The 25153-nt window shown below is 68.7% G+C and carries 25 protein-coding genes; 13 read left to right on the top strand and 12 right to left on the bottom strand.

The genetic code is table 11. From position 1 onward, the window contains the following. The first annotated feature begins 80 nt into the window (after positions 1 to 80). From BXA00_RS19490 to BXA00_RS19475, 4 genes are read left to right on the top strand one after another with little or no spacing between them, the layout of a single operon-like run. The gene (locus tag BXA00_RS19490) at positions 81 to 1067 is read left to right on the top strand and encodes a 2-keto-3-deoxygluconate permease (protein WP_369825617.1); all 987 of its coding nucleotides are present in this window, start codon (positions 81 to 83) and stop codon (positions 1065 to 1067) included. Next, complete coding sequence (gene dtnK, locus BXA00_RS19485) at positions 1064 to 2281, top strand: D-threonate kinase (RefSeq protein ID WP_076520083.1); 1218 nt, start codon at positions 1064 to 1066, stop codon at positions 2279 to 2281. Before BXA00_RS19490 ends, dtnK begins: the two co-directional genes overlap by 4 nt. Further along, positions 2278 to 3330, top strand: a complete 1053-nt coding sequence (gene pdxA / locus BXA00_RS19480; protein WP_076520082.1) for a 4-hydroxythreonine-4-phosphate dehydrogenase PdxA — start codon at positions 2278 to 2280, stop codon at positions 3328 to 3330. The genes dtnK and pdxA overlap by 4 nt, the downstream gene beginning before the upstream one ends. A gap of 5 nt (positions 3331 to 3335) precedes the next feature. Further along, positions 3336 to 4256 carry a GntR family transcriptional regulator gene (locus tag BXA00_RS19475; protein WP_076520081.1) on the top strand — a complete coding sequence of 307 codons (921 nt, stop codon included), beginning with the start codon at positions 3336 to 3338 and terminating at the stop codon, positions 4254 to 4256. Between the two features lie 58 nt (positions 4257 to 4314). On the opposite strand, the gene gudD is transcribed toward BXA00_RS19475, so the two are convergent. Both gudD and BXA00_RS19465 read right to left on the bottom strand, forming a co-directional pair. Beyond that, positions 4315 to 5664: a glucarate dehydratase gene (gene gudD / locus BXA00_RS19470; protein ID WP_076520080.1), complete on the bottom strand. Its 1350-nt coding sequence runs from the start codon at positions 5662 to 5664 to the stop codon at positions 4315 to 4317. A 46-nt stretch (positions 5665 to 5710) separates the two neighbouring features. Further along, the gene (locus BXA00_RS19465) at positions 5711 to 6682 is read right to left on the bottom strand and encodes a tripartite tricarboxylate transporter substrate binding protein (RefSeq protein ID WP_076520079.1); all 972 of its coding nucleotides are present in this window, start codon (positions 6680 to 6682) and stop codon (positions 5711 to 5713) included. 284 nt (positions 6683 to 6966) lie between these two features. Here BXA00_RS19465 and BXA00_RS19460 point away from each other — a divergent pair, with 284 nt between their 5' ends. The 4 genes from BXA00_RS19460 to BXA00_RS19445 all read left to right on the top strand — a co-directional run bounded on the left by BXA00_RS19460 (position 6967) and on the right by BXA00_RS19445 (position 10730). Continuing rightward, positions 6967 to 7941 (top strand): LacI family DNA-binding transcriptional regulator, encoded by a 975-nt coding sequence (locus BXA00_RS19460; RefSeq protein WP_255376734.1) that lies wholly within the window; start codon positions 6967 to 6969, stop codon positions 7939 to 7941. A 163-nt stretch (positions 7942 to 8104) separates the two neighbouring features. After that, on the top strand, positions 8105 to 8983 hold the full coding sequence (locus BXA00_RS19455; protein WP_076522017.1) for an RNA polymerase sigma-70 factor: 879 nt from the start codon (positions 8105 to 8107) through the stop codon (positions 8981 to 8983). A 157-nt stretch (positions 8984 to 9140) separates the two neighbouring features. After that, the gene (locus tag BXA00_RS19450) at positions 9141 to 9575 is read left to right on the top strand and encodes a cupin domain-containing protein (protein WP_076520077.1); all 435 of its coding nucleotides are present in this window, start codon (positions 9141 to 9143) and stop codon (positions 9573 to 9575) included. A 150-nt stretch (positions 9576 to 9725) separates the two neighbouring features. Next, complete coding sequence (locus BXA00_RS19445; protein ID WP_076520076.1) at positions 9726 to 10730, top strand: LysR family transcriptional regulator; 1005 nt, start codon at positions 9726 to 9728, stop codon at positions 10728 to 10730. Between the two features lie 49 nt (positions 10731 to 10779). On the opposite strand, the gene BXA00_RS19440 is transcribed toward BXA00_RS19445, so the two are convergent. From BXA00_RS19440 to BXA00_RS19430, 3 genes are read right to left on the bottom strand one after another with little or no spacing between them, the layout of a single operon-like run. Further along, entirely contained in the window at positions 10780 to 11274 is a 495-nt protein-coding gene (locus BXA00_RS19440; RefSeq protein WP_076520075.1) for an Ohr family peroxiredoxin, read from the bottom strand. A gap of 20 nt (positions 11275 to 11294) precedes the next feature. Then, positions 11295 to 12050 (bottom strand): SDR family oxidoreductase, encoded by a 756-nt coding sequence (locus tag BXA00_RS19435; RefSeq protein WP_076520074.1) that lies wholly within the window; start codon positions 12048 to 12050, stop codon positions 11295 to 11297. A gap of 49 nt (positions 12051 to 12099) precedes the next feature. Continuing rightward, positions 12100 to 12579 carry a carboxymuconolactone decarboxylase family protein gene (locus BXA00_RS19430; RefSeq protein WP_076520073.1) on the bottom strand — a complete coding sequence of 160 codons (480 nt, stop codon included), beginning with the start codon at positions 12577 to 12579 and terminating at the stop codon, positions 12100 to 12102. Positions 12580 to 12779: 200 nt separating this feature from the next. Between BXA00_RS19430 and BXA00_RS19425 the strand changes: the two genes are divergently transcribed. Next, positions 12780 to 13667: a LysR family transcriptional regulator gene (locus BXA00_RS19425; protein WP_076520072.1), complete on the top strand. Its 888-nt coding sequence runs from the start codon at positions 12780 to 12782 to the stop codon at positions 13665 to 13667. Positions 13668 to 13692: 25 nt separating this feature from the next. On the opposite strand, the gene BXA00_RS19420 is transcribed toward BXA00_RS19425, so the two are convergent. Further along, positions 13693 to 14361, bottom strand: coding sequence for a FadR/GntR family transcriptional regulator (locus tag BXA00_RS19420; RefSeq protein WP_076520071.1), 669 nt, complete (start codon positions 14359 to 14361; stop codon positions 13693 to 13695). A gap of 197 nt (positions 14362 to 14558) precedes the next feature. Here BXA00_RS19420 and BXA00_RS19415 point away from each other — a divergent pair, with 197 nt between their 5' ends. Both BXA00_RS19415 and BXA00_RS19410 read left to right on the top strand, forming a co-directional pair. Further along, complete coding sequence (locus BXA00_RS19415; protein WP_076520070.1) at positions 14559 to 15428, top strand: fumarylacetoacetate hydrolase family protein; 870 nt, start codon at positions 14559 to 14561, stop codon at positions 15426 to 15428. A 73-nt stretch (positions 15429 to 15501) separates the two neighbouring features. Continuing rightward, positions 15502 to 16473, top strand: coding sequence for a tripartite tricarboxylate transporter substrate binding protein (locus BXA00_RS19410; RefSeq protein WP_076520069.1), 972 nt, complete (start codon positions 15502 to 15504; stop codon positions 16471 to 16473). 46 nt (positions 16474 to 16519) lie between these two features. Here BXA00_RS19410 and BXA00_RS19405 read toward each other — a convergent pair whose 3' ends face one another. The 5 genes from BXA00_RS19405 to BXA00_RS19385 are packed head-to-tail and all read right to left on the bottom strand — an operon-like array spanning position 16520 to position 21518. Continuing rightward, positions 16520 to 18010, bottom strand: coding sequence for a class I adenylate-forming enzyme family protein (locus BXA00_RS19405; protein ID WP_076520068.1), 1491 nt, complete (start codon positions 18008 to 18010; stop codon positions 16520 to 16522). Between the two features lie 29 nt (positions 18011 to 18039). Then, on the bottom strand, positions 18040 to 18774 hold the full coding sequence (locus BXA00_RS19400) for a CoA-transferase subunit beta (RefSeq protein ID WP_076520067.1): 735 nt from the start codon (positions 18772 to 18774) through the stop codon (positions 18040 to 18042). Further along, entirely contained in the window at positions 18767 to 19600 is an 834-nt protein-coding gene (locus BXA00_RS19395; protein ID WP_076520066.1) for a CoA transferase subunit A, read from the bottom strand. Before BXA00_RS19395 ends, BXA00_RS19400 begins: the two co-directional genes overlap by 8 nt. 29 nt (positions 19601 to 19629) lie before the next feature. Further along, complete coding sequence (locus tag BXA00_RS19390; protein WP_076520065.1) at positions 19630 to 20352, bottom strand: enoyl-CoA hydratase/isomerase family protein; 723 nt, start codon at positions 20350 to 20352, stop codon at positions 19630 to 19632. Then, complete coding sequence (locus BXA00_RS19385; RefSeq protein ID WP_076520064.1) at positions 20349 to 21518, bottom strand: CaiB/BaiF CoA-transferase family protein; 1170 nt, start codon at positions 21516 to 21518, stop codon at positions 20349 to 20351. Before BXA00_RS19385 ends, BXA00_RS19390 begins: the two co-directional genes overlap by 4 nt. A 304-nt stretch (positions 21519 to 21822) precedes the next feature. On the opposite strand from BXA00_RS19385, the gene BXA00_RS19380 reads away from it, so the two are divergent. After that, positions 21823 to 22791 carry a tripartite tricarboxylate transporter substrate binding protein gene (locus BXA00_RS19380; RefSeq protein WP_076520063.1) on the top strand — a complete coding sequence of 323 codons (969 nt, stop codon included), beginning with the start codon at positions 21823 to 21825 and terminating at the stop codon, positions 22789 to 22791. Next, complete coding sequence (locus tag BXA00_RS19375) at positions 22788 to 24437, top strand: FAD/NAD(P)-binding protein (RefSeq protein ID WP_231952112.1); 1650 nt, start codon at positions 22788 to 22790, stop codon at positions 24435 to 24437. Before BXA00_RS19380 ends, BXA00_RS19375 begins: the two co-directional genes overlap by 4 nt. Here BXA00_RS19375 and BXA00_RS19370 read toward each other — a convergent pair. After that, entirely contained in the window at positions 24346 to 25110 is a 765-nt protein-coding gene (locus tag BXA00_RS19370; RefSeq protein ID WP_076520062.1) for an IclR family transcriptional regulator, read from the bottom strand. The two genes, BXA00_RS19375 and BXA00_RS19370, sit on opposite strands and share 92 nt — an antisense overlap. Positions 25111 to 25153: the final 43 nt, after the last annotated feature.

The raw sequence follows: 25153 nt of genomic DNA, 5'->3' as shown, positions 1-25153 counted from the left end.
AACGTCTGCACCCCAGAAAAATCGTCCTGGAGACCCCGATAGTGTCGACCGCAACTACCCGCTCGCCCTTTTTTGGCACCATGCAGAAAATCCCCGGTGGATTGATGCTCGTGCCGCTGATCCTGGGTTCCCTGATCGGCACCTTCGCCCCCGAGGCCCTGGCCATCGGCGGCTTCACCACGGCCCTGTTCAAGAACAGCGCGCTGCCGCTGATCGCGCTGCTGATCTTCGCGACCGGCACGCACGTCAACGCCCGCACCGGCGGTCCCATCCTCGCGACCGCCGGCACCATCCTGCTGATGAAGACGCTGGTGCCCGCCACCCTCATCATCATCCTGGGCAGCTACGTCGGCCTGGACGGCGTGTGGGGCGTGTCCATCCTGGCGCTGCTCGCGGCGTTCGACAACAGCAACGGCGGCCTGTGGCTGGCCTACACCGGCCAGTACGGCGACGCCCGCGACCGCGGCGCCTATGTGGCCAGCGCGGTCAACGACGGCCCCTTCTTCAGCCTGCTGTTCCTGGGCGCCTCGGGCCTGGCCGACATCCCGATGATCGCCCTGGTGGCGGCGCTGGTGCCCTTCCTGCTGGGCGTGGTCGTGGGCAACCTGGATCCCAAATGGCGCGACGTGCTCAAGCCCGTGCCCAACATCGTCATCCCGTTCTTCGCCTTTGCGCTGGGCACCGGCATCAACCTGGGCGCGGTCGTCAGCGGCGGCGTCAGCGGCCTGATCCTGGGCCTGATCATCAGCCCCATCACCGGCGGCCTGGTCTACCTGGGCTATCGCATGATCCTGCGCCGCGGCGGCAAGAGCGGCCTGGGCTTCGCGGCCGGCACCACGGCCGGCAACGCCATCGCCACGCCCGCCGTGGTCGCGGCGGCCGACCCCAACTTCCAGCAGTACGTGTCCACCGCCACCGCGCAGGTCGCCGCGTGCGTGCTGATCAGCTCCATCCTGGCGCCCGTGCTGGCCTCCTGGTTCCTCAAGCGCGCCGGTGAGCTCAAGTCCGAGGATGCCGACGCCACCGTCGCACCGCCCCTGACCCAGGCGCGCGGAGAGGCCTTGTGAAACCTGCCATCGCCATCGTCGCCGACGACCTGACCGGCTCCGGAGACACCGCCGTGCAATTTGTGCGCGCCGGTTGGAACACGCACCTGTCGATCGGCGGCGCCGATGAGGCCCTGGCCGGTCCGGCCCACGACGACGTCGAGGTGCTGGCCGTCACCACCCACAGCCGCGCGCTGGCCGCGTCCGACGCGGCCGCGGTGATCCGCCTCAACGTGCGCCAACTGCGCGAGGCCGGCGTGTCGCGCCTGTACAAGAAGGTCGACTCGACCCTGCGCGGCGCGTTCAAGGCCGAGATCGACGCCGCGCGCGACGCCTGGCGCGACAATGCGATCGCGGTGATCTGCCCCGCGTTCCCGGCCACCGGCCGCACCGTCCAGCAAGGCATCCTGTATGTGAACGGCAAGCCGGTCACCGACACGTCGGCGGCCACCGATCCGGTCACGCCGGTGACCGAAAGCCATATCCCCACCCTGCTGGGCTGCGCCCACGTCGCGCCCGTGGCGGACGACACGCCGGAATCGCTGGCCGCGCGCATCGCGCAGGCCGGCAATACGGTGGTGGTCGACGCGGCCACCGACGCCGATCTGGAACGGCTGGCGCGCGCCATCGGCCTGCTGGGCGAACGCGCCCTGCCCGTGGGCGCGGGCGGCCTGGCCGTGCCGTTGGCCCGCGTCTGGGCCGGCGCCGACCAGACCGCGCCCGTCGTGGTCGTGGTCACCTCGCAGCACAGCGCCGCGCGCGCGCAGGCCGCCGCGCTGCAGGCAGCCGGCGCCGACACCTGGAGCCCGTCGCTCGAGCAGCTTGCCGACGACGCGCAATGGCAGGCCTGGAGCCAGCCCCTGCTGCAGGCGCACGGGCAGGCGCCGCTCGAGGCGGGCACCATCCTGCTCCTGGCCCCCGAGGGCCAACGCGACGGGCTGGATTCCGATACGGTCGCCGACCGCCTCGGGAGCCTCGCCGCGCAATTGATTGCCGCCTCCCGCGCCGCGGGCGTGGTCGCCACCGGCGGCGACGGCGCGCGCAGCGTGCTGGTGGCGCTGCAAGCCAACGGCATTGCGCTGGTGGATGAAGTCATGGGCGGCGTGCCCCTGGGCACGCTGACCGGAGGCACGGCCGCAGGCCTGCCCGTGGTGACCAAGGCCGGCGGCTTTGGCACCGAAGACGTACTGGTTCGCGCGGTGCGCGCGATCCGCGACAGGAGATTCAAGCGATGACACAAACCCCTACCGCGAAGCTGCCCCTGCTGGCCGTGACCTTGGGCGACGTAGCAGGCATCGGGCCGGAAATCACGGCCAAGATGCTCATGGGCCACGACGAACTGCGCCAGAAGGCGCGCCTGTTCGTCGTCGGCGACGTGGACGTCATGGCCAACGCGGTGCGCAACCTGGGCGGCGACCCCGCCATCGTGCGCAAGCTGGACCGCGCGGCCGACGCCACCAACACGCCGGGCACGATCGAAGTGCTGCAGGCCGGCCCCTCGCTGGCCCACGTCAAGCTGGGCGAAATCAGCGCCGACGCCGGCGACGGCTCGGTGCGCTTCGTCACCACGGCCTGCGCCCTGGCGCGCGCCGGCGAGATCGACGGTATCGTCACCGCCCCGCTGAACAAGGCGGCCATGCACGCCGCCGGCCACAAGTGGCCCGGCCACACCGAGCTGCTGGCCCATGAGTTCGGCGTCAAGACCTTCTCGCTGGTGCTGTCCGCCGGCGATCTCTACATCTTCCACGCCACGACGCACGTCTCGCTGCGCCAGGCCATCGAAGACGTGAACCCGGCCCGCATGCGCGCCGTCCTGCGCCTGGCCGGTTCGTTCGCCACGGCCCTGGGACGCGGCGACGAGCCCGTGGCCGTCGCCGGGCTGAACCCGCACGCCGGCGAAAACGGCATCTTCGGCAGCGAAGACGCCGACATCCTGGCGCCCGCCGTGGCGGAAGCCAACGCCGCCGGCATCCTGGCCGCCGGCCCCATCCCGGCCGACGCGCTGTTCCCGCAGGCCGTGCGCGGCAAGTGGAAGTTCGTGGTCGCCTGTTACCACGACCAGGGCCACGCGCCCTTCAAGTCCGTGTACGGCGACGACGGCGTCAACATCACCGTCGGCCTGCCCGTCGTGCGCGTGTCCGTGGACCACGGCACCGCCTTCGACATCGCGGGCAAGGGCATCGCGCGCGAAGACAGCCTCATCCTGGCCGCCGAGCGCGCCGCGCATCTGGCCCCGGGCTGGACGCATGTATGGGAAACTGCGCGGGCACAAACCGGAGGTTGATTCCCATGGCGCCCGCCACGCACGACGCATTGCCCGATCTTGACCGCGCGGGAGACATCCCGCTGCACGCCCAGGTGGCGTCGCGGTTGCGCGGATACATCCGCTCGAACAAGCTCGCCGCAGGCGCCGTGCTGCCCAGCGAGGCCGCGCTGTGCGACCGCTTCGGCGTGGCGCGCAGCGTGGTGCGCCAGGCCCTGGCGGCCCTGGCCGCCGAAGGACTGATCCAACGTGAATCCGGGCGTCCCGCCACCGTGGCGGCCCCCCAGGAACACCGGCGGCTGGTGCAGCGGTCCACCGGCCTCTACGAACAGTTCGCCCAGTCGGGCGTATCGCTGCAGACCCGCGTGCTGGCCCTGGGGCCAGCAACGCCCCCCGCCGAAGTCGCCGAGTTCTTCGGCACCACTCGCCTCCTGATGCTCGAACGCCTGCGCCATGTCGCCGAGGCGCCGCTGGCCTACGTGCGCACCTGGCTTCCCGCCGACGCCGTGCCGGGCCTGCGCGCCGAGCATCTGGTCGATGCCTCCCTGCACGGCGTGCTGACGCGGCAATTCGGCCTGCGCCCCGGCGCCGGCCGCAACCAGATCCGCGCCGTCGCCGCCGACGACAAGCTCGCCGCCCTGCTCGACACGCAGGCGGGCACGCCGCTGCTGATGCTGCAGGGCCAGGGCATGGACCAGCACGGCAAGCCGCTGGAATGGTTCACCACCTGGCACCGCGCCGAACAACTCGTGTTCGACGTGGACGTCAGCATGGGACATGAAAGCGTGCACCCCCGCTTGCACGACACCGCCAGCGAATCGCCGGCGCCGTCCAATGGACACGACGCGCCGGGCCACGATCCACAGGGACACGACCCGCTGGCGCGCGCGCAGGCGCTTGTGGCGGAGCTGTCGGCCGAGCTGGCCCGGTTGCGCCGGCAGTCCTGAGCTATCCGGGCCTGTCGAGGCGAAGTGACGCGGCCAGCCCGTCGCCGGCCGCTATCAATCAACGCACCATGCAGGGCCGCTTGTTGTCGAACTGCCAGCCCGGGATCAGATACTGCATCGCCGTCGCGTCGTCGCGCGCGCCCAGGCCGTGCTGAAGGTAAAGCTGGTGCGCCTTGTCGACGGCGTCCATGTCCAGTTCGATGCCCAGGCCGCCGGTCTGCGGCAGGTCGATGTAGCCGTCGCGGATCTGCAGCGGGTTGCGGGTCAGGTGCTGGCCGTCCTGCCAGATCCAGTGCGTGTCGATCGCGGTGACCTTGCCCGGCGCCGCGGCGCCCACGTGCGTGAACATCGCCAGCGACACGTCGAAATGGTTGTTGGAGTGCGACCCCCAGGTCAGGCCGAATGCCTGGCAGGTCTGGGCGACGCGCACCGAGCCCTGCAGCGTCCAGAAATGCGGGTCGGCCAGCGGAATGTCGACCGATTGCAGCGACAGCGCATGCGCCATCTCGCGCCAGTCGGTGGCCACCATGTTGGTGGCGGTGAGCAGGCCGGTGGCGCGGCGGAATTCGGCCATGACCTCGCGGCCGGAGAACACGCCTTCGGCGCCGCAGGGGTCTTCGGCGTAGGCCATCACGCCATGCAGGTCGCGGCACAGGCGCACGGCGTCCTTCAACAGCCAGCCGCCGTTCGGATCGAGCGTGATGCGCGCCTCGGGGAAGCGCTCGTGCAGCGCGCGGATGGCCTGGACCTCTTCTTCGCCGCGCAGCACGCCGCCCTTGAGCTTGAAATCCTGGAAGCCGTAGCGGTCATAGGCCGCTTCGGCCAGGCGCACGATGGCCTCGGGCGTCATCGCCTTTTCATGCCGCACGCGCAGCCAGCCCTCGGCGTCGGGGGCCTTCTGGTAAGGCAGCGGCGTTTGCGCCGAGTCGCCCACGTAGAACAGATAGCCCAGCATCTGCACGGACGTGCGCTGTACCCCCTCGCCCAGCAGCGCGGCGACAGGCACGCCCAGATGCTGGCCCAGCAGATCGAGCAGCGCCGATTCCACCGCCGTCACGGCATGGATGGCCACGCGCAGGTCGAAGGTCTGGGCCCCGCGGCCCGCGCTGTCCAGCCCGGCGAACGCCTGGCGCATGCGGTTCAGCGTGTGCTGGTAGTTGCCGATGGAGCTGCCCGCGACGAGCGCGCGCGCGTCTTCCAGCGTGGCGCGGATCTTCTCGCCGCCGGGGACTTCGCCCACGCCGGTATTGCCGGCGCTGTCGGTCAGGATGACGAGGTTGCGCGTGAAGTAAGGCGCGTGGGCGCCGCTCAGATTGAGCAGCATGGAGTCCTGGCCGGCGACGGGCACGACCCGCATGTCGGTAATCGTGGGCGTCTGGCGTGAGGCTTGCGATGCGTGGAGAGTCATGATTGCTTCTTGAAATAGCCCGGCCGGGGCGGCCGGGCGCGTTGCGTCATTGCACGGAGATGCCGCCGGTCTCGATGACCTGCTTCCAGCGCGCGCTTTCCTGCTGCTGGAACTTGGTGAATGCGTCCGGCGAGTTGGCGACGATTTCCAGGCCGATGTCGGTAAAGGGCTTGCTGAGCGACGGGTCCTTCAGCGCGGTGGTGAGCGCGGCGGACAGCTTGTCGCGCACGTCGGCCGGCAGGTTCTTCGGCGCCACGACCGCCTGCCACGCGTAGACATCGACGCCCGGAACATTGACCTCGGCAAACGTGGGCACGTCGGGCAGCACGGGCGAGCGCTTGGACCCCGTGACCGCGATGGCCTTGAGCTTGCCGGCCTTGATGTGCGGCAGCACGGCGTTCACGTTCTGGAACGACATGTCCACCTGGTTGCCGAGCAGATCGGAGATGGCCGGGGCGCCGCCCTTGTAGGGCACGTGCAGGCCCTTGGTGCCGGTCTTCTGCCAGAACAGCTCCGCGGTCAGATGATCCGACGACCCCGCGCCCGACGTGGCGAAGCTGATGCCGCCGGGCTTGGACTTCAGGAGCGCCAGCACGTCCTGCACGCTGTTGACCTTGGAGGCGAGCTGCGGGCTGACCACCAGCACGTTCGGCGTCTGCACGGCCACGGTGAGGTACGTGAAGTCCTTGGCCGGATCGTAGGGAATGCCTTTCATGAGGTGCGGCGCCACGACCAGGGGCGCCAGCGACGTGACCAACAGCGTGTAGCCGTCCGGCGCGGCGCGGGCCACCTGCGAGGCGCCGATGGTGCCGGTGGCGCCAGCCTTGTTTTCCACGACGAAGGACTGCTTGAGCTGCTCTCCCAGCTTGTTGGCCAGCGCGCGCGCCACCGAATCGGTCGCGCCCCCGGGCGGGAACGGCACCACCATGGTGACGGGCTTGTCGGGCCAGGCGTGCGCCACGCCGGCCGCCGCCATCAGGCTCAATCCAACTATCCACTTGCGCGCGTTGCGAGTCATTGTTTGTCTCCGGTCTGGTTTGTATTTTGGACGTATACGAAAACGTTAACGTTAACATTTTTCCTGTTAACGTTAACATCACGGCTTTTTTAGAGTATTTCCTGGCCGACCGCCGTCACCATCCGGATAAACCCTGATCTTGCCTGCCCCGCAAAACGGGGGACAGCGGTTAGGCTTGATGCTTGGTTCACCCGGTTTTTTCCTCTCCCCCTTACCCGATGCGCGCGTCCCGAATCCCCTCTGCCGGCTCCCCAGCCCGATCCTCCGGACGCGCCAGCGTCACCGTGCGGGAGGTCGCGCAGGCGGCCGGTGTTTCCATGATCACGGTGTCGCGCGCGATCAACACCCCGCAGCAGGTGTCTCCCGCCACGCTGGACAAAGTCACCGCCGCGATCCAGGCGCTGGGCTACGTGCCCAACCTCATGGCCGGCAGCCTGCGCCTGTCGCGCAGCAACCTGGTGATGGTGCTGGTGCCCTCGATCACCGGCTCGCTCTTTGGCGGCATGCTGACCGAACTGACCCGGTCCCTCGACGCCAAGGGCTTTCAGCTCATGGTCGGCCAGAGCGGCTACGACTCGCCGCGCGAAGACGCGCTGCTGCGCGCCATCATCGGGCGCCGTCCCGACGGCATCGTGCTGACGGGCGTGATGCATTCGCCGCAGGGCCGGCAGTTGCTAAAGGCATCCGGCATCCCCATCGTCGAAACCTGGGACACCACCGACGCGCCGATCGACATGCTGCTGAGCCTGTCGCACGAGGCGATCGGCGCCGCCGTAAGCCATTACCTGCGCGATGCGGGCAAGACCCGGCAGGCCGTGCTGAGCGGCGACGACCCGCGCGCCCGGCTGCGCGCCGAAAGCCTGGTGCGCGCCGCCCTGGAATCCGGCCTGCCCGAACCGCTGGTGCACTACCTGCCCGCGCCCACGACCCACGCGCAGGGCCGCGAAGGGCTGCGCGCCCTGCAGCGTTCGGGACAGGGCATCGACGCGGTGTTCTGCAGCTCGGACCTGATGGCCGCCGGCGTATTGACCGAGGCGGCCGTGCAGGGCCTGGACGTCCCCCGGCAACTGGCCGTGGTCGGCTTCGGCGACATGGACATCGCCGCCTCGATGTCGCCTGCCATCACCTCGGTGCACGTGGACGGCGCCGCCATCGGCGCGCAGGCCGCCGAGATGATCGGCCTGCGCGCCAACGGCCAGCGCCCCGCGCAATCGGTGGTGGAAATCGGCTTTCGCATCGTGGCCCGCGACAGCGCGTAGTCGACGCGCCGTGGCCGCCCCGGTGCTCGAATGACATCGTGCGATAGCCCACTCGGGACGGCATCGGAGACGGGCCGGGCGGTCCCGCGTGCTTGTTCCAGCCTGGCCCCTGCGGCAAAATACCTGCCTTCCTCCCCGCTTGCCCTCGGCGCTGGCCCTCCCCATGTCCGACTCCGTCGCCCTCTTCGACCAGCACCGTCCCCGCCTCTACGCGATCGCCTACCGCATGCTGGGCGCCGTGGCCGAGGCCGAAGACGTGGTGCAGGAGGCGTGGCTGCGCTGGCACGGCGCCGACCGCGGCGTCATCGCCAATCCGGAGGCGTGGCTCGTCACCGCCACCACGCGGCTGTCCATCGACCACCTGCGCGCCGCCAAGGCCGAGCGCGACAAATACGTGGGCGTGTGGCTGCCGGAGCCCATGCTGATGGCCGCCCCCGCCACGCCGGAACAGATCCACGAACAGGCCGACGACGTGTCGGTTGCGTTCCTTTTCATGCTGGAGCGCCTGTCGCCCGAGGCGCGCGCGGCGTTTCTCATGCGCGATGTGTTCGACGCGGACTACGAAGACATCGCGCAGACGCTGGACAAGACCCCGGCCGCCGTCCGCCAGATGGTGCGCCGCGCCCGCCAGCAGTTGCGCCAGGGCGCGCCGCGCGATGCCGTGCCGCGCGCAACGCTGCAGCGGCTGCTGCAGGCATTCGCCGACGCGATGCAGCGCAGCGACTTCCATGGCCTGCTCGCGCTGCTGAGCGATGACGCCGAGCTCATCGGGGACGGCGGCGACAAGGTCTCCGCGTTTGCCCGCCTGGTGGGCGGCAAGCGGCTGGCGCAGCTTTTCTACGCCGGCAAGCGGCGCTATCGCGACGCCCTGGATGTCAAGGTCGTCCAGGTCAACGGCCAATGGACGCTGCTGCGCTTCATCGACGGCGAGCTGGAATCCGTGCAGTCCTACGAAACCGACGGCAAGCGGCTGACCCGGGTGCTGGTGCAACGCAACCCGGACAAGCTCGCCGGCATCGCCGCCGCCCTCGCGCGGCAGTGACATGCGGCAGTGACATGCGGCAGTAACACGCGGCGCGCTGGCGCATTGGTCCTTTTGGTGCGTGGCAGGCAACACGGTGATCCCCTGCGCGGTGCTACCGCCCCGACTTCCTCGCTTCTACGATGGACCCGTCATCACTTCCAGCCAAGGACAGGTCATGTCAAAGATCACGAAGTTCGGATTGCCCTTTATCGCCGCCGCCGCGCTGCTCGGCCAGCCCGCCCATGCCGCGTCCCATCCCGCGTCATCCTCCGCCAGGCCGGCCGATCCCATCGTCACCGAGCTGATGGCCAAGGACCTGCCGGACATCGGCAATAAGGATGCCGTGATGCTCATCGTCGACTATCCGCCCGGCGCGGCAGACCCGATCCATCGCCACGACGCCCACGGCTTCGTCTATGTGCTGGAAGGCAGCATCGTCATGCAGGTCAAGGGCGGCAAGGAAGTCACCCTGACGCCCGGCCAGACCTTCTACGAAGGCCCGGACGACATCCACACCGTGGGGCGCAACGCCAGCCAGACCCGGCCCGCCAAGTTCCTGGTCGTGCTGATCAAGAAAAAAGGGGCGCCCGCCCTGACTCCGGTTCAATAGGGGCGCGCCGAAGGACGGCGCACCCGGGCCGGATGCCGGCCCGCCAGCAGGCCTTCCCCCATGGGAAGGCCTTTTTTTACGCGCGATGTCACAGGATTGCCCGGCGCAACGTCTTAGCAGTAGGATCAACTTACTTGCCGCGCCGCCACCATGTCGACACCCTCCCCCGCCCCCGCGGATCTCCCTTCTCCGAACGGACCGGACTCCCTGGCTGACAGCTTTGCCACCAGCTACGCCGGTGTCATGGCCTTCATTGCCGTCGCCGCCGAAGGCAACTTCGCAAAGGCCGGCGACCGGCTCGGCATCGGCCGCTCGGCCGTCAGCCGCAGCGTGCAGAAGCTGGAAGACCAGCTCGGCACGCGCCTGTTCGTGCGCACGACGCGCAGCACGTCGCTGACGCCCGAGGGCCAGCGCTTCTACGAACAGTGCCATCCCGGCGTCGAGCGCATCATCCAGGCCCTGGACGACATGCGCGAGCTGCGCGAAGGCCCGCCCTCGGGGCAGCTGCGCGTGTGCGCCACCGTGGGCTTCGGCCGCAAGATCGTCGCGCCGCTGCTGAAAGGGTTTTGCGAGGCCAATCCCGGCATCTCGGTCGAGCTGCTGCTGGACGACGGTCCCACCGACTTCACCACGGACCGGGTCGACGTGTCCTTTCGCAACGGACGCATGGAAGACAGCCAGGTGATCGCCAAGAAGGTGATCCCGATGCAGATGCTGCTGTGCGCCTCGCCCGCCTATGCCGCGCGCCACGGGCTGCCGGCCACCGTCGACGACATCGACCGCCATCGCTGCGTGAACTTCAAGCTCGCGTCGGGACGGGTCTACGAATGGGAGTTCAAGGTGTCGGGCCATCTGCGCAAGGTCGCCCCGGTCGCCATGCTGACCTTCAACGACGCTGACCTGGTGCTGCAATCGGTGCTGGACGGCCATGGCATCGCGCAGATGGCCGCCTACCAGGTCTGCGACCACCTGCGCGCCGGCAGGCTGGTCGCCTGCCTGCCGCAATACGCGCCCGACGACCGCGGGCATTACCTGTGCTTCCTGAGCCGCCAGCATTTGCCGGTGCGCATGCGCGTGTTCATCGACTACATGACCGAACAGATCCGCGCGATGGATCTGCAGATTCTGGACAGCCTGCTGGCGAAGCCGGTGTGAGGCCGGTGCATCGCGCAACGGCGCGACAGGCTCCCGGGCCTGCGCCGCCCTACTGCGTCAGCGCCACCACACTTTCGATGCCGCCCTGCGCCATCTTGGAATAGGGACAGAGGCGTTCGGTGTTGCGCACCAGTTCCTCGGCAATGGCCTTGTCCAGTCCCGGCAGGTGGATGTTGATGTCGGCGGTCAGCGCGAAGAGTCCGTCCACGGGATCGCGCCCGAACGAGATGGTGGCCGTGACCGACGCCTCGGGAATCGACAGGCCGGACCGCTCGGCCAGCATGCTGAGCGCGCCATGGAAGCATGCGGCATAGCCCGCGGCAAAGAGCTGCTCGGGGTTGGTGCCTCCGCCCGTGCCGCCCAGTTCGACGGGCAGGCGCAGTTCCACGACCAGTTCGCCGTCGTCGGAGATGGCGATGCCCGAGGCGCGGCCGTGCGCCGCCTCCCCGCCGCGCACCGTCACGCTGGTGGTGTACAGGGGACGGAAGTCGCCGCCCCGGTACTTTTCCAAAAGGGTCTGGGAAGGAGGCCGCAGTTTGCTCATGAGGGTCCTTGTGCCCGCCGCTACTTTCTTGTGCCTGAACGGCTGAACCAGGTTTCGAAGTCGATCTCGCCCAGGCGCGCGCCCGGTCCCGGCACCAGCGTATCGTCGTCCAGCAGCGCGCCGAAATAGCGCACGCCGGCGTCCGCGTGCACGGTGCGGGCGTCGCCGATTTTACCCATGTAGCGCTGGGCCAGTTCGGCCAGGCGCACCTTCCGCGGACCGGCGATCTCCACGATGCCGTTCACCGGCGCGCCCAGCGCCGCGTCGGCCATGGCCAGGGCCACGTCGTCGGAGGCGATGGGCTGCACATACGCGGACGGCAGCCGTACGTCGTCGCCCTGCGCGCCCGACTGCACGATGCCGCCCAGGAACTCGAAGAACTGCGTGCTGTGGACGATGGTGTACGGAATGGCGCCCGCCTCGATCAGGTCTTCCTGCACGATCTTGCCGCGGAAGTAGCCGCTTTCGGCCAGGCGGCGCGTGCCCACCACCGACAGCGCGACGTGATGGCGCACGCCGGCGCGCTTCTCGGCGGCCAGCAGGTTGCGGCCGGCGGCCTGGAAGAAATCGAGCACAGCCTGGTCTTCGAAGGACGGCGAGTTGGCGACGTCCACCACCACGTCCACGCCGGTCAGCGCGGCATCCAGGCCTTCGCCCGTGACGGTGTTCACGCCGGTCGCGGGGGACGCGGCGACGGCCTCATGGCCGCGCCCGGTAAGCAGTTTGACGAGCTTGGAGCCAATCAGGCCCGTGCCGCCGATGACGAGGATTTTCATGATCGATCCTTGATTGCTGGGTTGCTGGGTTGCTGGGTTGCTGGGTTGCTTAGCTGAATTGCGCCTTGTCCAGGCCGTAGGCCTTGTCCGCGGAGCCGGGAACGGTCTGGAAGCCCACGTTCAGGCGGTTCCAGCCATTGATGGCCATGATCGCGAAGCTGAGGTCCGACAGTTCCTTTTCCGACAGTTCGCCGCGCACGCGCTCGTACACCTCGGTGGGCACGCCGTGCGCGCCCAGCGTGGTCAGGGCTTCGGTCCACGCGAGGCACGCGCGTTCGCGCGCCGAGAACTGATTGGATTCGCGCCAGATGGCGACGTGGTGCAGGCGCAGTTCGCGTTCGCCGGCGATCTTGGCCTCCTTGACGTGCATGTCCAGGCAGAAGCCGCAGCCGTTGATCTGCGACGCGCGGATGTCGACCAGGGTCAAGATCGACTTTTCGATGGCGCCGGACTTGGCCAGCATGGTGAATTCGACCAGCTTCTTGAACAGGTCCGGCGATTGGGCAAAGGCGTTGATGCGTTGGGTCATGATGGCTCCTCTGGGGTGGGCGCTTCCCGGCGGATCGGCCGGGGCTGCGCAGGCTTGAACGACGCCCAAATCGTAGGTCGGCTCGAACGGCGGCAGTAGATCCTGCCCAGGGAGCACGGTGTTGCCGCAATGGCAACAATCTCCCGGGACGAACGCGCCGACAATGAACGGGCACTGACGGCTCGCGCCCGGAACACACCATGAACAGAAACGATATCTCGATGCAGGACCTCCACTACTTCGTCGAAGTCGCCAAGCGCGGGAAGCTGTCCGCCACCGCCGCCGGCCTCGGCATCCCGGTGGCCACCCTGTCCCGCCGCCTTACGCAGCTGGAACAGACGCTCGGGTACAAACTGCTGAACCGCACCACGCGCAGTGTCAGCCTGACGGCGATCGGCCAGCGATACTTCGACGAATGCGCCGCGCACGTCCAAGGCGCCCTGTCCGCGCACGAGGTCATCAACGCCAGCCTGAATCACCTGGCCGGGACGCTGCGCGTGTCGGTCATGCCCGGGCTCACGACGATCCTGCCGGCCGTGCTGAAGGAGCTGCGCGCCACCTATCCGCAGATCTCGTTCGAGGTGGAGTTGGGCACGTCCGACATCGCGCGCAATGGCCAGCAGTTCGACCTCATGCTGCGCACCGGCGACCTCGAGGATTCCGCGCTGATCCAGAAGCACGTGGCCCAGGTCCACTGGGTGCTCGTCGCGGCCAGCAGCTACCTGGACCGCTTCGGGCGCCCGACCTGCCCCGAAGACCTGGGCCTGCACGAGCGCATCATTACGGGAGACCTGCCTGACTGGACGCTGGGCGAAGGCGAGGGCCTGCTCAACGTCCGGGGCCCCGCCCACATCGGCACCAACAGTTCGGCGCTGGGCGTGCAACTGGCCACGGCCGGGCTTGGCATTGCCTGGATGCCGAGCCATCTGGCGTTGTCGCAGACCCTGCGGGAGCTGGCCCTGGAGCAGATCCTGCCGGACTGGAAACTGCCGCCGGCCACCGTCTACGCGCTATCGGACAACCGCGTCACGCCAGCGCGGGCAAAGGTGTTCATCGATACGCTGCAGCGCCATCTGCAGGTGAACTGACCCCTGCTGCGCGCCCGCCGGCGCCCTATCCCAGCAGGTTGTCCCGGACGTGCAGCAGGTGGCGGCGCACGGCCGCCATGGCGCGGTCGGCGTCGCGGTCGTGCAGCGCCTCGACGATCTCGCGATGTTCGGCCTGATACGCCGCGCGCCGCTCAGGCGTGAGGCTCTTGCGCTTGAGCGCGCCCCACGTGGCCTGCGAGCGCGCCGCGGTCATCAGCGCAAAGACCTTTTCAATGAACAGATTGTGGGTGGCCGTGGCCATCAGCGCGTGCAGCCTGGCGTCCCACACTTCGAACGCCTCGAAGCTGGTCGCGGCCTCGGCTTGCTCGCACGCATGCTGCATGGCGGCGAAGTCGGCGGGCGTGCCGTGCTGCACCACCAGCGCGGCGATGGCCGGCTCCAGCACCAGGCGCGCGGCCATCAGTTCGGCCGGGCTGGTGGACAGCACTTCGCCGCGCAACAGGGCCTCGGTCTGCGCCAGCGTGGAAGGCGGATTGGCATAGGTGCCGCTGCCCACGCGCTGCGAGATGAGGCCTTCTTCCTTCAATTGCGAGAGCGTGCGGCGCACGGTGGACCGGCTCAGGCCGAACTGCTCGCTCAACGCGCGCTCGGTCGGCAGGCGATGGCCGGCCGGCCATGCGCCGGATTGAAGGTTTTCGACGATGACCGCGCGCATGGCGGAGGCTTTGTCCATGGGGACTCCGATTTGGATCACCGCGCGATGATACCAAATCAGTCCAATAAAGGCGCGTCAGCCTGGAAACAACCCATTCGCCGGGAGCGATTTTTGGTTTATCCTGGCCAACAACCCGAAATTGGGCCGATCAATAGGTCGCATTGGTATCTTTTGGTACATCATCAAGGGCGGCCGCGGCCGCCGTAGGAGCAAGCATGAAAATCGCGGTATTTCGAGTCAACGGCGAGCGGCGCGTGGGCGTGGTAACGGGCGACGGCAGCGCGGTGACCGCGCTGGACTTTCACCCGGCGCTGGCGGCCGCCGGCGCGCTGACGGCCGTGCAATGGCTGGCCGAGGGCCGCGCCCTGCCCGCGCAGACGGGTCCGTCCTATCGCTGGGACCAGGTCGAACACGAAGCCCCGCTGCCGGCGCAGCCGCGCAACCTGTTCTGCGTGGGCCGCAATTACCACGCGCATGCCAAGGAACTGCGCGATTCCGTATTCAAGGACAACGACGCCAACCCGGAATCCTGGCCCATCGTCTTCACCAAAGTGCCGCAAACCGTGGTCGGCCCGTGGGCTGATGTGACGCTGCCCACCGGCATCTCCGACAAGATCGACTACGAAGCCGAACTGGCGGTGGTCATCGGCAAGGGCGGGCGCAACATCTCGCGCGCCGAGGCAATGAGCCATGTGGTCGCATACACCGTCGTCAACGACGTCACGGCGCGCGACGTGCAGATGCGCCATCAGCAATGGGACCTGGGCAAGTCCTTCGACACGTTCTGCCCGATGGGCCCGTGGCTGGTCACGGCCGACGAGCTGGACGGCCAGAAGACACGCGTGCGCTGCTGGGTGAACGGCGAGCTGCGCCAGGACGGCAACACGGAAGACCTGATCTTCGACATCCCGACGCTGATCGAAACCTGCTCGCGCGGCATCACCCTGTATCCGGGCGACGTCATCGCCACCGGCACGCCGGCTGGCGTGGGCCAGGGCCTGAATCCGCCGCAGTTTCTGAAAAGCGGCGACACGGTTCGGATCGAGATCGACGGCATCGGCAGGATCGAAAACCGGTTTGTCTGAAGCGGGGTAGAAAGAGCGCCGGTCACAAGAAACCGGCGCCGCGCAGCACACCGCATATCAACAGGAGTGAGACATGAATCTGCGCTGCAAACAGGTGGCCGCGGCCGCCCTGCTATGCCTCGGGACGGCGGCCGCATCCGCTGCCGGCTATCCCGAGCGCCCGGTGACCCTGGTGGTGCCCTTCCCGCCCGGCGGCGTCGCCGACACCATCGCCCGTCCGCTCGCCCAGGCCCTGGGCGACAAACTGGGCCAGCCCATCGTGATCGAGAACAAAGGCGGCGCCGGCGGAGCCATCGGCATCGGCCAGGCGGGCCGCGCCAAGCCCGACGGCTACACGCTGCTGATGAGCCTCTCGTCTATTTCCATCCTGCCGGCCGCCGACCGCCTGCTCGAACGCAAGCCGGCCTATCAACTGGACCAGTTCGTGCCCATCGCCCGCATCACGGCCGATCCCACCGTGCTGGTGGTGCGCGCGGATGCGCCCTACAAGACCTTGGATGAATTCATCGAGGCGGCCAGGAAACAGGGCGGTAAGCTGAGCTATGGGAGTTCGGGCATCTACGGCACGATGCACGTGCCGATGGAGATGCTGCAGAACGCGGCCGGCATCAAGATGATGCACGTGCCGTTCACGGGCGCGGGGCCGGCGGTGCAGGCGCTGGTGGGCGGCCAGGTCGATGCGCTGGCCACCGGGCCGTCCAGCGTCATGCCGCTCATCCAAGCCGGGCGTGTCAGGCCGCTGGCGCACTGGGGCGAGGGCAAGCTGGACAGCCTGCCGCAGGTGCCCTCCCTGAAATCGCGCGGGTATGACGCGAGCTTCGTGCAGTGGTCCGGCGTCTTCGCGCTGGCGGGCACGCCGCCCGCCGTGATCGACACGCTGCGCCGGGCCGTCAAGCAGATCGCGGATGACCCCGCGCTGCAGGCCCGCATCGCCGGCACCGGCAGTCCCGTGCAATACCTGGACGCGCCGGACTTCGACGCCTACTGGAAAAAGGACTCCGCATCGCTGGAGGTGGCGGTCCAGCGGATCGGCAAGGTCGAGTAAGACGCTCGGCCAGGCGCGTGCGCGCGGTGCCGGGCATCCCCCAGCGTCACACCGTTTCCCGCGCCGCCGCCTGCCGCGCCAGCGCCTTGCGGTCCACCTTGCCCACCGCGTTCTCGGGCAGGCGGTCCACAAAGAACACCTCGCGCGGCACGTAGATGCGGCCCAGCCGCGCCAGCACCTCGGCCTGGATGCCCGCCGCGTCGGGCGCGGCATCCCCCTTGCGTTGCACGAAGATCACGGGGGTCTCGCCCAGGTCCTCGTCGGGTGCACCCACCACGCAGCACGCGGCCACGCCCGCCAGGCCCGTCACGACGCCCTCGATCAGGGCGGGCGAGAGGTTCTCGCCGCCCCGGATGATCACGTCCTTGATGCGGCCGGTGATGGCCAGGTATCCCTGCGCGTCGAATCGTCCCAGGTCGCCGGTGCGCAGCAGCGTGGGCGTGCCCGCATCGGCGCTGTCCACGCCCAGGTAGCCCAGCATCAGGCTATCCCCCGCGATGCAGATCTCGCCCTCCGCGCCCGGCGGGGCGAGGCTGCCGTCGGGCAGGCGCAGGCTGACGTCCTGCCCCTGCAGCACCGTGCCCACCGAGCCGACGCGCCGCGCCGCGGGCGGATTCATGGTGGACGTGCAGGTGGCCTCGGACAACCCGTAGGACACGACCAGCGGGCAGCCCAGAAACGCTTCGATGCGCCGGTGCAGGGCCTCGGTGATGGGCGCCGAACCGCAGCGCGCAAAACGCAGCCCGGCGAGGCTGTCCGGATCGAAGGCAAGGTCCAGCATGCGCGCATACATGGTCGGCACGCCGGTGATGATGGTGGGCCGGAAGGCGGTCAGCAGTCCGGGCATGTCTTCGGCGCGGAACCGGCCGGCCAGCGCCACGCTGGCGCCCGCCAGCAGCGGCGCGAAGATCTGGTTGTTCAGCGCGTTGGTGTGGTGCAGCGGCATGACGTGCAGCAGCCGGTCGGCGGGCGTCAGTTCCGTGTGCGCCAACACGCCGCGCGCATTGTTTGCCAGGCCACGATGGCTGAGCAGCACGCCCTTCGGGTTGCCGGTGCTGCCCGACGTGAACAGCAGCAGGCCCGGCGCCTCGGCGGCCACGCCGGCGCCGGACCAGTCACACGCGCCCTGCGCGGCCTGCGCCGCGTCCAGCAGGCGCGCGGCAGGTAGCCCGCAGGCCTGGACGACCGCGGTATTGGGTTCGTCGGCCAGCATCCAGGTCAGGCCCACGGCGGCCACCCGCCGGGCGGTTTCGTCGGCCGACAGGCGGGGCTCCAACGGACACGGGCACGCCCCCGCGGCCATCGCGCCCAGGATGGCAAGGACTTGCGCGAGCGACCGCTCCATCGCCACGCCGACGTAATCGCCCTGGGCAACGCCGGCGGCGCGCAGGCTGCCCGCCACCTGGCCCACACGACGATGCAAGTCCGCATAGGTCAACGTTTCCTCGGCGGTCACGATGGCGGGCAGCGCCGCCCGGTCCGGCTGCATCCACAGGCGTGCAAACGCCGCCACGACCGTGGCATCGGCTTTCGTCATGAGGTTTCCCCTTAGGTGTGGAAGCGGCGTCAACGCAGCGCGACGGCGGCGTCGCGCTCAAACTGCCCGTCGGCGTCCAGCTCGCGCAAGGCGCGGGCTTCGCTTTCCGTGGGCGGCTCGGTCGGACCGGCGCCCGTGGCGTCGAACTCGAAACCCGTGCGCTCGCGCACCTCGGACAGGCTGGATTCCGGATGCCAGGACTGCAGCGCCAGCCGGCCCTCGCGCTTGACGAACACCGCAATCGGGGTCACCACGCCATGAAAACCGCCCCAGGAGGTCATGAAGTCCAGCTTGGGCACGAAGGTGCGGCGCGAATGCTCGGTGCGCCAGGTGCAGGCGCGCCGGGCCGTGGGCAGCATCACCGCCCCGCCCCCGCCGCCCGGCAGGCGCACCTTGGGTTCATGCCAGTCGCCGATGCAGGAATTGTTGGCGCAGCCCGCGCCGTCGATCTGCGCGGCCCCGAGAAACGTCAGGTCCATGCGTCCGCGCGTGCACAGATCGTAGAAGTCTTCGTTCGAGAAGATCGATGCCGTGTGCTCGGCCAGCACCGGATCCGAACTGGAAAGCGGAATATGCGAGGGCCGCGGGTTCACGCCCCCGGCCACGTTGATATAGACGAAGTCCCAGTCGTAGGCGCGCTTGGCCAGCAGGCAGGCCAGCATGGGCATGGTGGAATTCACGCCGCTGAAGGTGATCTCGTCCGGGCGGATGAAGCGCGCCAGATTGGTGACGATGTATGAAAAGCCCGACCATTGTTCAGCCATGATTCCCCTCCCGCGCTTCAGGCGCCGCGGCCATGTGCGCCTGCAGATCGCTGTTCTTGTCCATGTAGGTTTCCACCGCCGGATAGTCGATGGCGTAGGCGGGCCAGCACGACCCCGGCCAGGCGCCGCCCGGCACCACCGCGTAGGCCTGCACCATGAAATACGGCACCAGCGTGGATTCGGGCTGGGCCTCGAACACCGCGCTGTCCACGACCTTCTCGGCCACCACCAGCACGCTGCCCGCGGCGCGCGACATGATGCGGTCCCAGTGCGCCGTCCCCGCCACGCGCACGTTGCCCTGCGCGTCGACTTCGGAGGCCTGGATCACGGCGAAATCCGGCCGTATGGCCGGGACCACCCAGGTCTTCTCGCCGCTGCCATAGGGATCGTCCAGGCATTTCCAGCCATTGAGTTCCGGCAGGCCGCTGCCGTGCAGGCCCCCGCAGGGCTGGAACGGCACGCCGAAGGCGGCCGCTCGCAATCCCGCCGTGAGGCTGGCGCAGGCGTGTTCTTCCAGTTCGATCTCATGGCGTTCCACGGCGCGCCGATACCAGGGCGCGAGGCCGAAGTTGCCTTCCATTGCGACGATGCCCGCGCGCACGCGGCGCAGCACGCCCGCGCGGCACAGGATGTCCACGTCATAACCGGGCGATTGCTTGATGAGTTCGAGGTTGCGCTTTTCCTGGCGGATGAGCTCGCGCACGAAGGCGAACGGTCCGCGATGCAGGAAGCTGCCGCCCAGCGCGATCGATGCGCCGTCGGGCACCAGCGCAGCCAGTTCCTGCAGCGAGCATTGCTTGTTCTTTTGGTTGAATCCTGAAGCCATTGTCTTCCCTCCTGCTCCATGGGGCGCGGCTAGCGCGCCTGCAGATATGCCGCCACGCGGTCTTTCAAGCCGGGCGCCGATGCCGAGCGCACCAGCCGCGCCAGGTCGGTATCCGGCGCCTCCTGCGACAGGGCCGCATAAAGCTGCGCGCGGCTCTCGTCCGTCAGGGCGGCGGCCGTCTCCAGCGCCTGCTCGCCGATCTGCGCCCATTCCTGGGGCGGCGCAAGCCGGCTGGCGAATCCGTCGCGCAAGGCGTCTTCGGCGTTGAACGTCGCGGCCTGTTCAAGAATCGTGCGCGCACGCTCCGCGCCGACCAGCGCCGCAAAGCGACGCGTGCCCAGCACCAGCCCGAATTTCAGGCCCGGCATGCGGAACGTCGCGTCCGGCGCGCTGATGCGCCACTTGCAGGCGCCGAACACGTCGACGCCCGCACCGAAATTGCGGCCGTGCGCGAGCGCCACCGTGAGGCACGGCGATGCCGCCAGTAGCTGCAGCAGGGTTTCGATGCGCACGAAGCGCAGCAGCAGGTCGCCTTCGCTCTGTGACTGCCAGTCGCCGAAGTCAAAGCCCGCGCTGAAGTTCTTGCCTTCGCCCTGCAGCACGATGACCTTGGCGCGCTGCGCCTCGGCCTCGTCCAGCGCCGCGATCAGGGCCTCGACCAGGTCCGCCGACAGCGCGTTCATCTTCTCGGGCCGCGCCAGCGTCAACACATGCCGCGGCCCCTGGCGGTCGATACGCAGGACGCCGCTCATGCCGCCGCTCCCTTGGCGGCGGCGCGCAGCGGTCCCAGCACGTCGTCGTTGTGCTCGCCCAGCGCGGGAGGACGGCGCCGCAACGCCGTGGTTTCGCCATCGAATCGCACCGGCAGCCCGAACGTGCGGGTCTGCACGCCATTGGGCAATTCCAGCGGCTGCACCCAGCCCATGTGCTCGACCTGCGGATCGGCCAGCACTTCCGAATAGGTGTTGATCGGCGCGCAAGGCACGCCGGCCGCGCGAAAGCGCGCCAGCCACGCTTGCGCATCGTGTTCGGCGAAGATGGCCTCCAGGATGTCACGCAGCGCGGTCTGATTGCGCGCGCGCGCGCTGGTGTCCGTGAAGCGCGGATCCGCCAGCAGGTCGTCGCGTCCCACCGTCGCGCATACGGCCTTCCATAGCGCCTGGTTGCCCGCGGCCATGCCGAAGTAGCCGTTCTTGCAGCGAAACGCCTGGTACGGCGCGTTGCGCGGATGCGCCGAGCCCAGCTTGACCGGGTCCTTGCCGCTGCCGAAGAACTCGGACGTCTGCAAGGCGGCGATGCCCAGCGTGGCGCCCAGCATCGGCACGTCGATGTGCGTGCCGTGGCCGCTGGCCTGGGCCGCGCGCAGCGCCGACGCGATGGCGAAGGCGCCGTACAGGCCCGCCGAGAAATCCGCCAGCGGCACGCCGCATTTGACGGGCTCTCCGCCGGGCTCGCCGGTCACGCTCATGATGCCGCTCATGGCCTGGATGGTGAGGTCGAAGCCGCCTTCCTGCGCGCGCGGACCCGACTGGCCGTAGGCCGAGATCGAGCAGTACACCAGCCTGGGATTGGCCTCGCGCAACTGGACATAGCCCAGGCCCAGGCGGTCCATCACGCCCGGGCGGTTGTTCTCGATGAGCACGTCGGCGCGCAGCGCCAGTTCACGCGCGAGGGCGAGATCGCCGGGGTCTTTCAGGTTCAACGTCACGGACCGCTTGTTGCGGTTGAGCGAGGCGAAGTTTTCGCTGTAGCCATCGGAAATGGGCGGCCAGCTGCGCAGCGTGTCGCCGCCCTCCGGGTTCTCCACCTTGATCACGTCCGCGCCCATGTCCGCCAACAACATGCCGCAAAAGGGTCCCGCTGCAACGTTGCAAATCTCCAGCACCGTGATGCCGGCCAGCGCCGAACTGGGTGTCATGTCTGACCTCTCGTTATGAAAATTCAATATTTGGGATGCGAAAAACAATCTAAGTATCGACGATGAAGGATGGCATGATCCAGCCCTGTGAGGGCAAGAATCGGCATTTCCTGGCGTATTCCTAGTGCAATCCCTTAGTCCATCGGTTAATTGTTGACCAGCATAGCACCGTGTGGAATTCTAGGTAAACCATTTATTGGAAACGCAATCCTATATTTTAGGATTTATAAAAAGGACCGCAGCACGGCCGCCCGTCCCAGGGAAAGGCCCACGCATGCCGGCCCGCCCCACCGAGGAGACTTGCATGAAACTGTTTTGGCGTATTGCCCTGGCCAGCACGATGCTGGCGCTGGGAGCCCAACCGGCGGCCGCCGACACCTGGCCCACGAAACCGGTGCGCATGGTGGTTCCGTTTCCGCCGGGCGGCGCGACCGACGCCGCGGCGCGCATCTACGCGCAGCACCTGGGTGACTATCTGGGCCAGAGCGTCGTGGTGGAAAACAAGGCGGGCGCGGGCGGCGAAATCGGCGCGGAGTTCGTCGCCAAGTCGGCCGGCGACGGCTACACGCTGCTGATGGGCGCGGTGGGCAGCCATGCCATCCACGCGGCCATGCCCGACAAGCCAGGCTACGATTTCGGCACCGCCTTTGTCGGCGTGTCGATGGCCACCAGCATGCCGATGGCCGTGGCGGTGAACAGCAGCAAAATCCCGGCCAAGAATGTGCAGGAGCTGATCGCGCTCGCCAAGAGCAAGCCCGGGTCGATCACGTTCGGATCGGCCGGCCCCGGCACCTCGCAGCACATGGCGGGAGAACTCTTCCAGGCGGTGACCGGCACGCGGCTCATGCACGTGCCGTATCGCGGCAGCGGGCCGGCCATCACGGATCTTTTGGGCGGCCAGATCGATATGGTCATCGAAACGCTGCCCGCGCTGCTGCCGCAGGTAGCCAGCGGCAAGATCCGCCTGCTGGGCGTCACGACCGCCAAGCGCGCCACGGCCCTGCCCGACCTGCCCACACTGATGGAACAGGGCGTGAAGGATTACTCGGTTGCCACCACCTACGCCCTGCTCGCGCCGGCGGGCACGCCGCCCGCGGTCGTCGAGAAGTTGTCGGACGGCATGCGCAAGGCCGCCGCGATGGATTCCGTGCAGCAGGCCGCGTTGAAGCTGGGTGCGGACGCCATCGCCACCTCGCCCGCCGACACCAGCCGCATGCTCAAGCAGGAGGTCGCGCGATGGGCGGACGTGGTGCGCCTGTCGGCGGCGAAATGATGGCGGCCCCCTCGGCGGGCCGGCAGGCCGCAACCGACCTGGCCATCGTGGGCGGCGGCTCGGTCGGCGTCAGCTTCCTGTATCAGTTCCTGCTGGCGCTTCAGGCGGCGCCGGGCGCGGGCGCGTTGACGATCCACCTTTTCGAGCCCCAGTCCGAGCCCGGCCCGGGCGCCGCCTACCAGGACGACTTGCGCAGCAACCTGCTCAACATCCCGGCCGGCAACATGTCGGCGCGCGCGGACCGCAGGCTGGACTTCGTCGACTGGCTGCGTGAACAGGATCCGGGCTGGCTGGCGGGGTACGGCGTCGGGTCCATCGACCCTGCGGACTTCCTGCCCCGGCCGCTGTTCGGCGCCTACATGCGCGCGGTTTACGCGCGCTGCCGCCAGCTTGCGCAGGCGCTGGGCGCGACCCTGTCGCACGTGCCCAGCCGTGTCGGCCGCGTGGCGCCCCTGGCCGACGGACGCGTACGCGTCGAACCCGAAGCCGGCACGCCGCTGCTGGCGCGCCGCGTCGTGCTGTGCAACGGCAATCTGCCGTCGCAGGCATTCCCCTCGCTGGAAGACGCGCCCGGCTATTTCAACAGCCCGTATCCGGTTTGCACCCTGACGGCCGGCATCGCGCCCGATGCGTCGGTGTGCGTCGTCGGCACCAGCCTGAGCGCGGTGGACGCCGTGGCGGCGCTGCAGCAGGCCGGCCACCGCGGCCCCATCCTGTGCGCCTCGCGCAACGGGCGCCTGCCTTCGGTGCGCAGCCCGCACAACCGCGCGCCCGACGCCCTGCAGCGCCTGAGCCGCGACGGCGCGGTGGCGCTGGCCGCCCGCCACGGCGGCGCGCTGACCCTGGACGTCGTCTGGCAGGCGCTGCGGGACGAGGTACTGGCGCTGAACGGATCGCTGGAAGACGATGACCTGCTCGGACCGGACCGCGATGCGCGGTCCGCGCTCGAAGAGGAAATCCAGCGCTCGGCCGCGGCGCCGCGGCCGTGGCAGGCGGTGGCGGCGGCCACCAATGCAGCGGTGGACCAGATCTGGCATCTGATCCCGGATGCCGAACGGCGCCGCTTCCAGTCGCAGTGGCGATCGCTCTGGATGGCGCGCCGTGCGACCTTCCCGATGCGCAACGCGCTCAAGCTGCAGGCCTTGTTCGACACGGGCCAGCTTGCTGTTGCCGCGGGCTATTGCGGCAGCGTCCACGACGCCGCCAGCGGCCTGTTCGTCACGCGCCTGCGCACGCCGCGCGGCCAGGTCGAACATCGCAGCCGGTATCTCATCAACGCGACCAGCTTCTCGGTGGATGCGCAGCGTACGCAAGATCCGCTCGTGTCCGGCCTGCTACGCGAGGGGCATGCCCAGGCCGATCCCCACGGCGGGCTGGCGCTCGACTACGGCACCGGCTGCGTCAAAAATGCCAGCGGCCGGGTCCAGGCAGGCCTTTCCGTATTGGGCAGCCTGGCGGGCGGCACCTACTTCTGGACCACGTCCATGGACGTGAATGCCCGCCTGGCGCGCGACCAGGCCGTGCGTATCGCGGCCGACCTGCGCGCCGCGCCCGCTACTGATCCAGAAAGCCCCGGCGATATCCCATCCCCTGCGAAATGGACTGCGCACAGGCCGCCACATCCGGCGCAAGCTGCTTCATCCTAGCGGCGCTCAGGCGGTCCAGCGGGCCCGAAATGCCGACCGCCGCCACGGGCTGGTCCAGGCTGTTGAACACGGTCACGGCCAGTCCGCCCACCCCTTCACGCCATTCGCCGCGATTGACCGCGTAGCCCGCGCGGGCAATCTTGCGCAGTTCGTCCTTCAACAAGGCCATGGACACGATGGTGGACGGCGTGTGGCGGACCAACTGGTCCTCATAGCGCTCGACGTAGCCTTCGACCTGGTAGGCCAGCAGCGCCTTGCCGGTCGCCACCGCGTAAGCGGGCGCGCGCCCGCCCACCATGGAATACGCACGGATGGGCTGCGGGCTGTCGATCTTGTCCACGTAGACCACATCAAAGCCGTCCAGCACCGACAGGTGCACGGTTTCGCCGGTCTGGTCCGCCAGCGTGCGCATGTGCGGCGCGGCAAGCTTGCGCACGTCCAGTTGCGCCAGTTGCCGTGCCGCCAGTTCAAACAGGCGCACGGCGCCGCGATAGCCCCCACCATCGTCATCCTTGATGACATAGCCCGCGTGGATCAGCGTCTGCAAGGTGCGATGCGTATTGCTGCGCGTCAGCCCCACCCGCGCGGCCAGCGCATCGATGGTGCGCGGCGGATTGTCCACATCGGTCACCGCTTCCAACACCATCAGGCCTTTGAGCAGCGTCTTGTCCATTCGTGATTTTTCCTAATATTTAGGACGCGAACATAGCATGAGA

This window comes from Achromobacter sp. MFA1 R4 (genome assembly GCF_900156745.1).
GTDB lineage: Bacteria > Pseudomonadota > Gammaproteobacteria > Burkholderiales > Burkholderiaceae_B > Achromobacter.
This window is presented reverse-complemented; position numbering and strand designations above follow the sequence as displayed.

Coding starts and splice junctions, on each gene's coding strand:
- BXA00_RS19490 (WP_369825617.1), top strand. CDS start 81: ATGCAGAAAATCCCCGGTGGATTGATGCTCGTGCCGCTGATCCTGGGT.
- pdxA (WP_076520082.1), top strand. CDS start 2,278: ATGACACAAACCCCTACCGCGAAGCTGCCCCTGCTGGCCGTGACCTTG.
- BXA00_RS19475 (WP_076520081.1), top strand. CDS start 3,336: ATGGCGCCCGCCACGCACGACGCATTGCCCGATCTTGACCGCGCGGGA.
- gudD (WP_076520080.1), bottom strand. CDS start 5,664: ATGACTCTCCACGCATCGCAAGCCTCACGCCAGACGCCCACGATTACC.
- BXA00_RS19465 (WP_076520079.1), bottom strand. CDS start 6,682: ATGACTCGCAACGCGCGCAAGTGGATAGTTGGATTGAGCCTGATGGCG.
- BXA00_RS19455 (WP_076522017.1), top strand. CDS start 8,105: ATGTCCGACTCCGTCGCCCTCTTCGACCAGCACCGTCCCCGCCTCTAC.
- BXA00_RS19450 (WP_076520077.1), top strand. CDS start 9,141: ATGTCAAAGATCACGAAGTTCGGATTGCCCTTTATCGCCGCCGCCGCG.
- BXA00_RS19445 (WP_076520076.1), top strand. CDS start 9,726: ATGTCGACACCCTCCCCCGCCCCCGCGGATCTCCCTTCTCCGAACGGA.
- BXA00_RS19440 (WP_076520075.1), bottom strand. CDS start 11,274: ATGAGCAAACTGCGGCCTCCTTCCCAGACCCTTTTGGAAAAGTACCGG.
- BXA00_RS19435 (WP_076520074.1), bottom strand. CDS start 12,050: ATGAAAATCCTCGTCATCGGCGGCACGGGCCTGATTGGCTCCAAGCTC.
- BXA00_RS19430 (WP_076520073.1), bottom strand. CDS start 12,579: ATGACCCAACGCATCAACGCCTTTGCCCAATCGCCGGACCTGTTCAAG.
- BXA00_RS19425 (WP_076520072.1), top strand. CDS start 12,780: ATGAACAGAAACGATATCTCGATGCAGGACCTCCACTACTTCGTCGAA.
- BXA00_RS19420 (WP_076520071.1), bottom strand. CDS start 14,361: ATGGACAAAGCCTCCGCCATGCGCGCGGTCATCGTCGAAAACCTTCAA.
- BXA00_RS19415 (WP_076520070.1), top strand. CDS start 14,559: ATGAAAATCGCGGTATTTCGAGTCAACGGCGAGCGGCGCGTGGGCGTG.
- BXA00_RS19410 (WP_076520069.1), top strand. CDS start 15,502: ATGAATCTGCGCTGCAAACAGGTGGCCGCGGCCGCCCTGCTATGCCTC.
- BXA00_RS19405 (WP_076520068.1), bottom strand. CDS start 18,010: ATGACGAAAGCCGATGCCACGGTCGTGGCGGCGTTTGCACGCCTGTGG.
- BXA00_RS19400 (WP_076520067.1), bottom strand. CDS start 18,774: ATGGCTGAACAATGGTCGGGCTTTTCATACATCGTCACCAATCTGGCG.
- BXA00_RS19395 (WP_076520066.1), bottom strand. CDS start 19,600: ATGGCTTCAGGATTCAACCAAAAGAACAAGCAATGCTCGCTGCAGGAA.
- BXA00_RS19390 (WP_076520065.1), bottom strand. CDS start 20,352: ATGAGCGGCGTCCTGCGTATCGACCGCCAGGGGCCGCGGCATGTGTTG.
- BXA00_RS19385 (WP_076520064.1), bottom strand. CDS start 21,518: ATGACACCCAGTTCGGCGCTGGCCGGCATCACGGTGCTGGAGATTTGC.
- BXA00_RS19380 (WP_076520063.1), top strand. CDS start 21,823: ATGAAACTGTTTTGGCGTATTGCCCTGGCCAGCACGATGCTGGCGCTG.
- BXA00_RS19375 (WP_231952112.1), top strand. CDS start 22,788: ATGATGGCGGCCCCCTCGGCGGGCCGGCAGGCCGCAACCGACCTGGCC.
- BXA00_RS19370 (WP_076520062.1), bottom strand. CDS start 25,110: ATGGACAAGACGCTGCTCAAAGGCCTGATGGTGTTGGAAGCGGTGACC.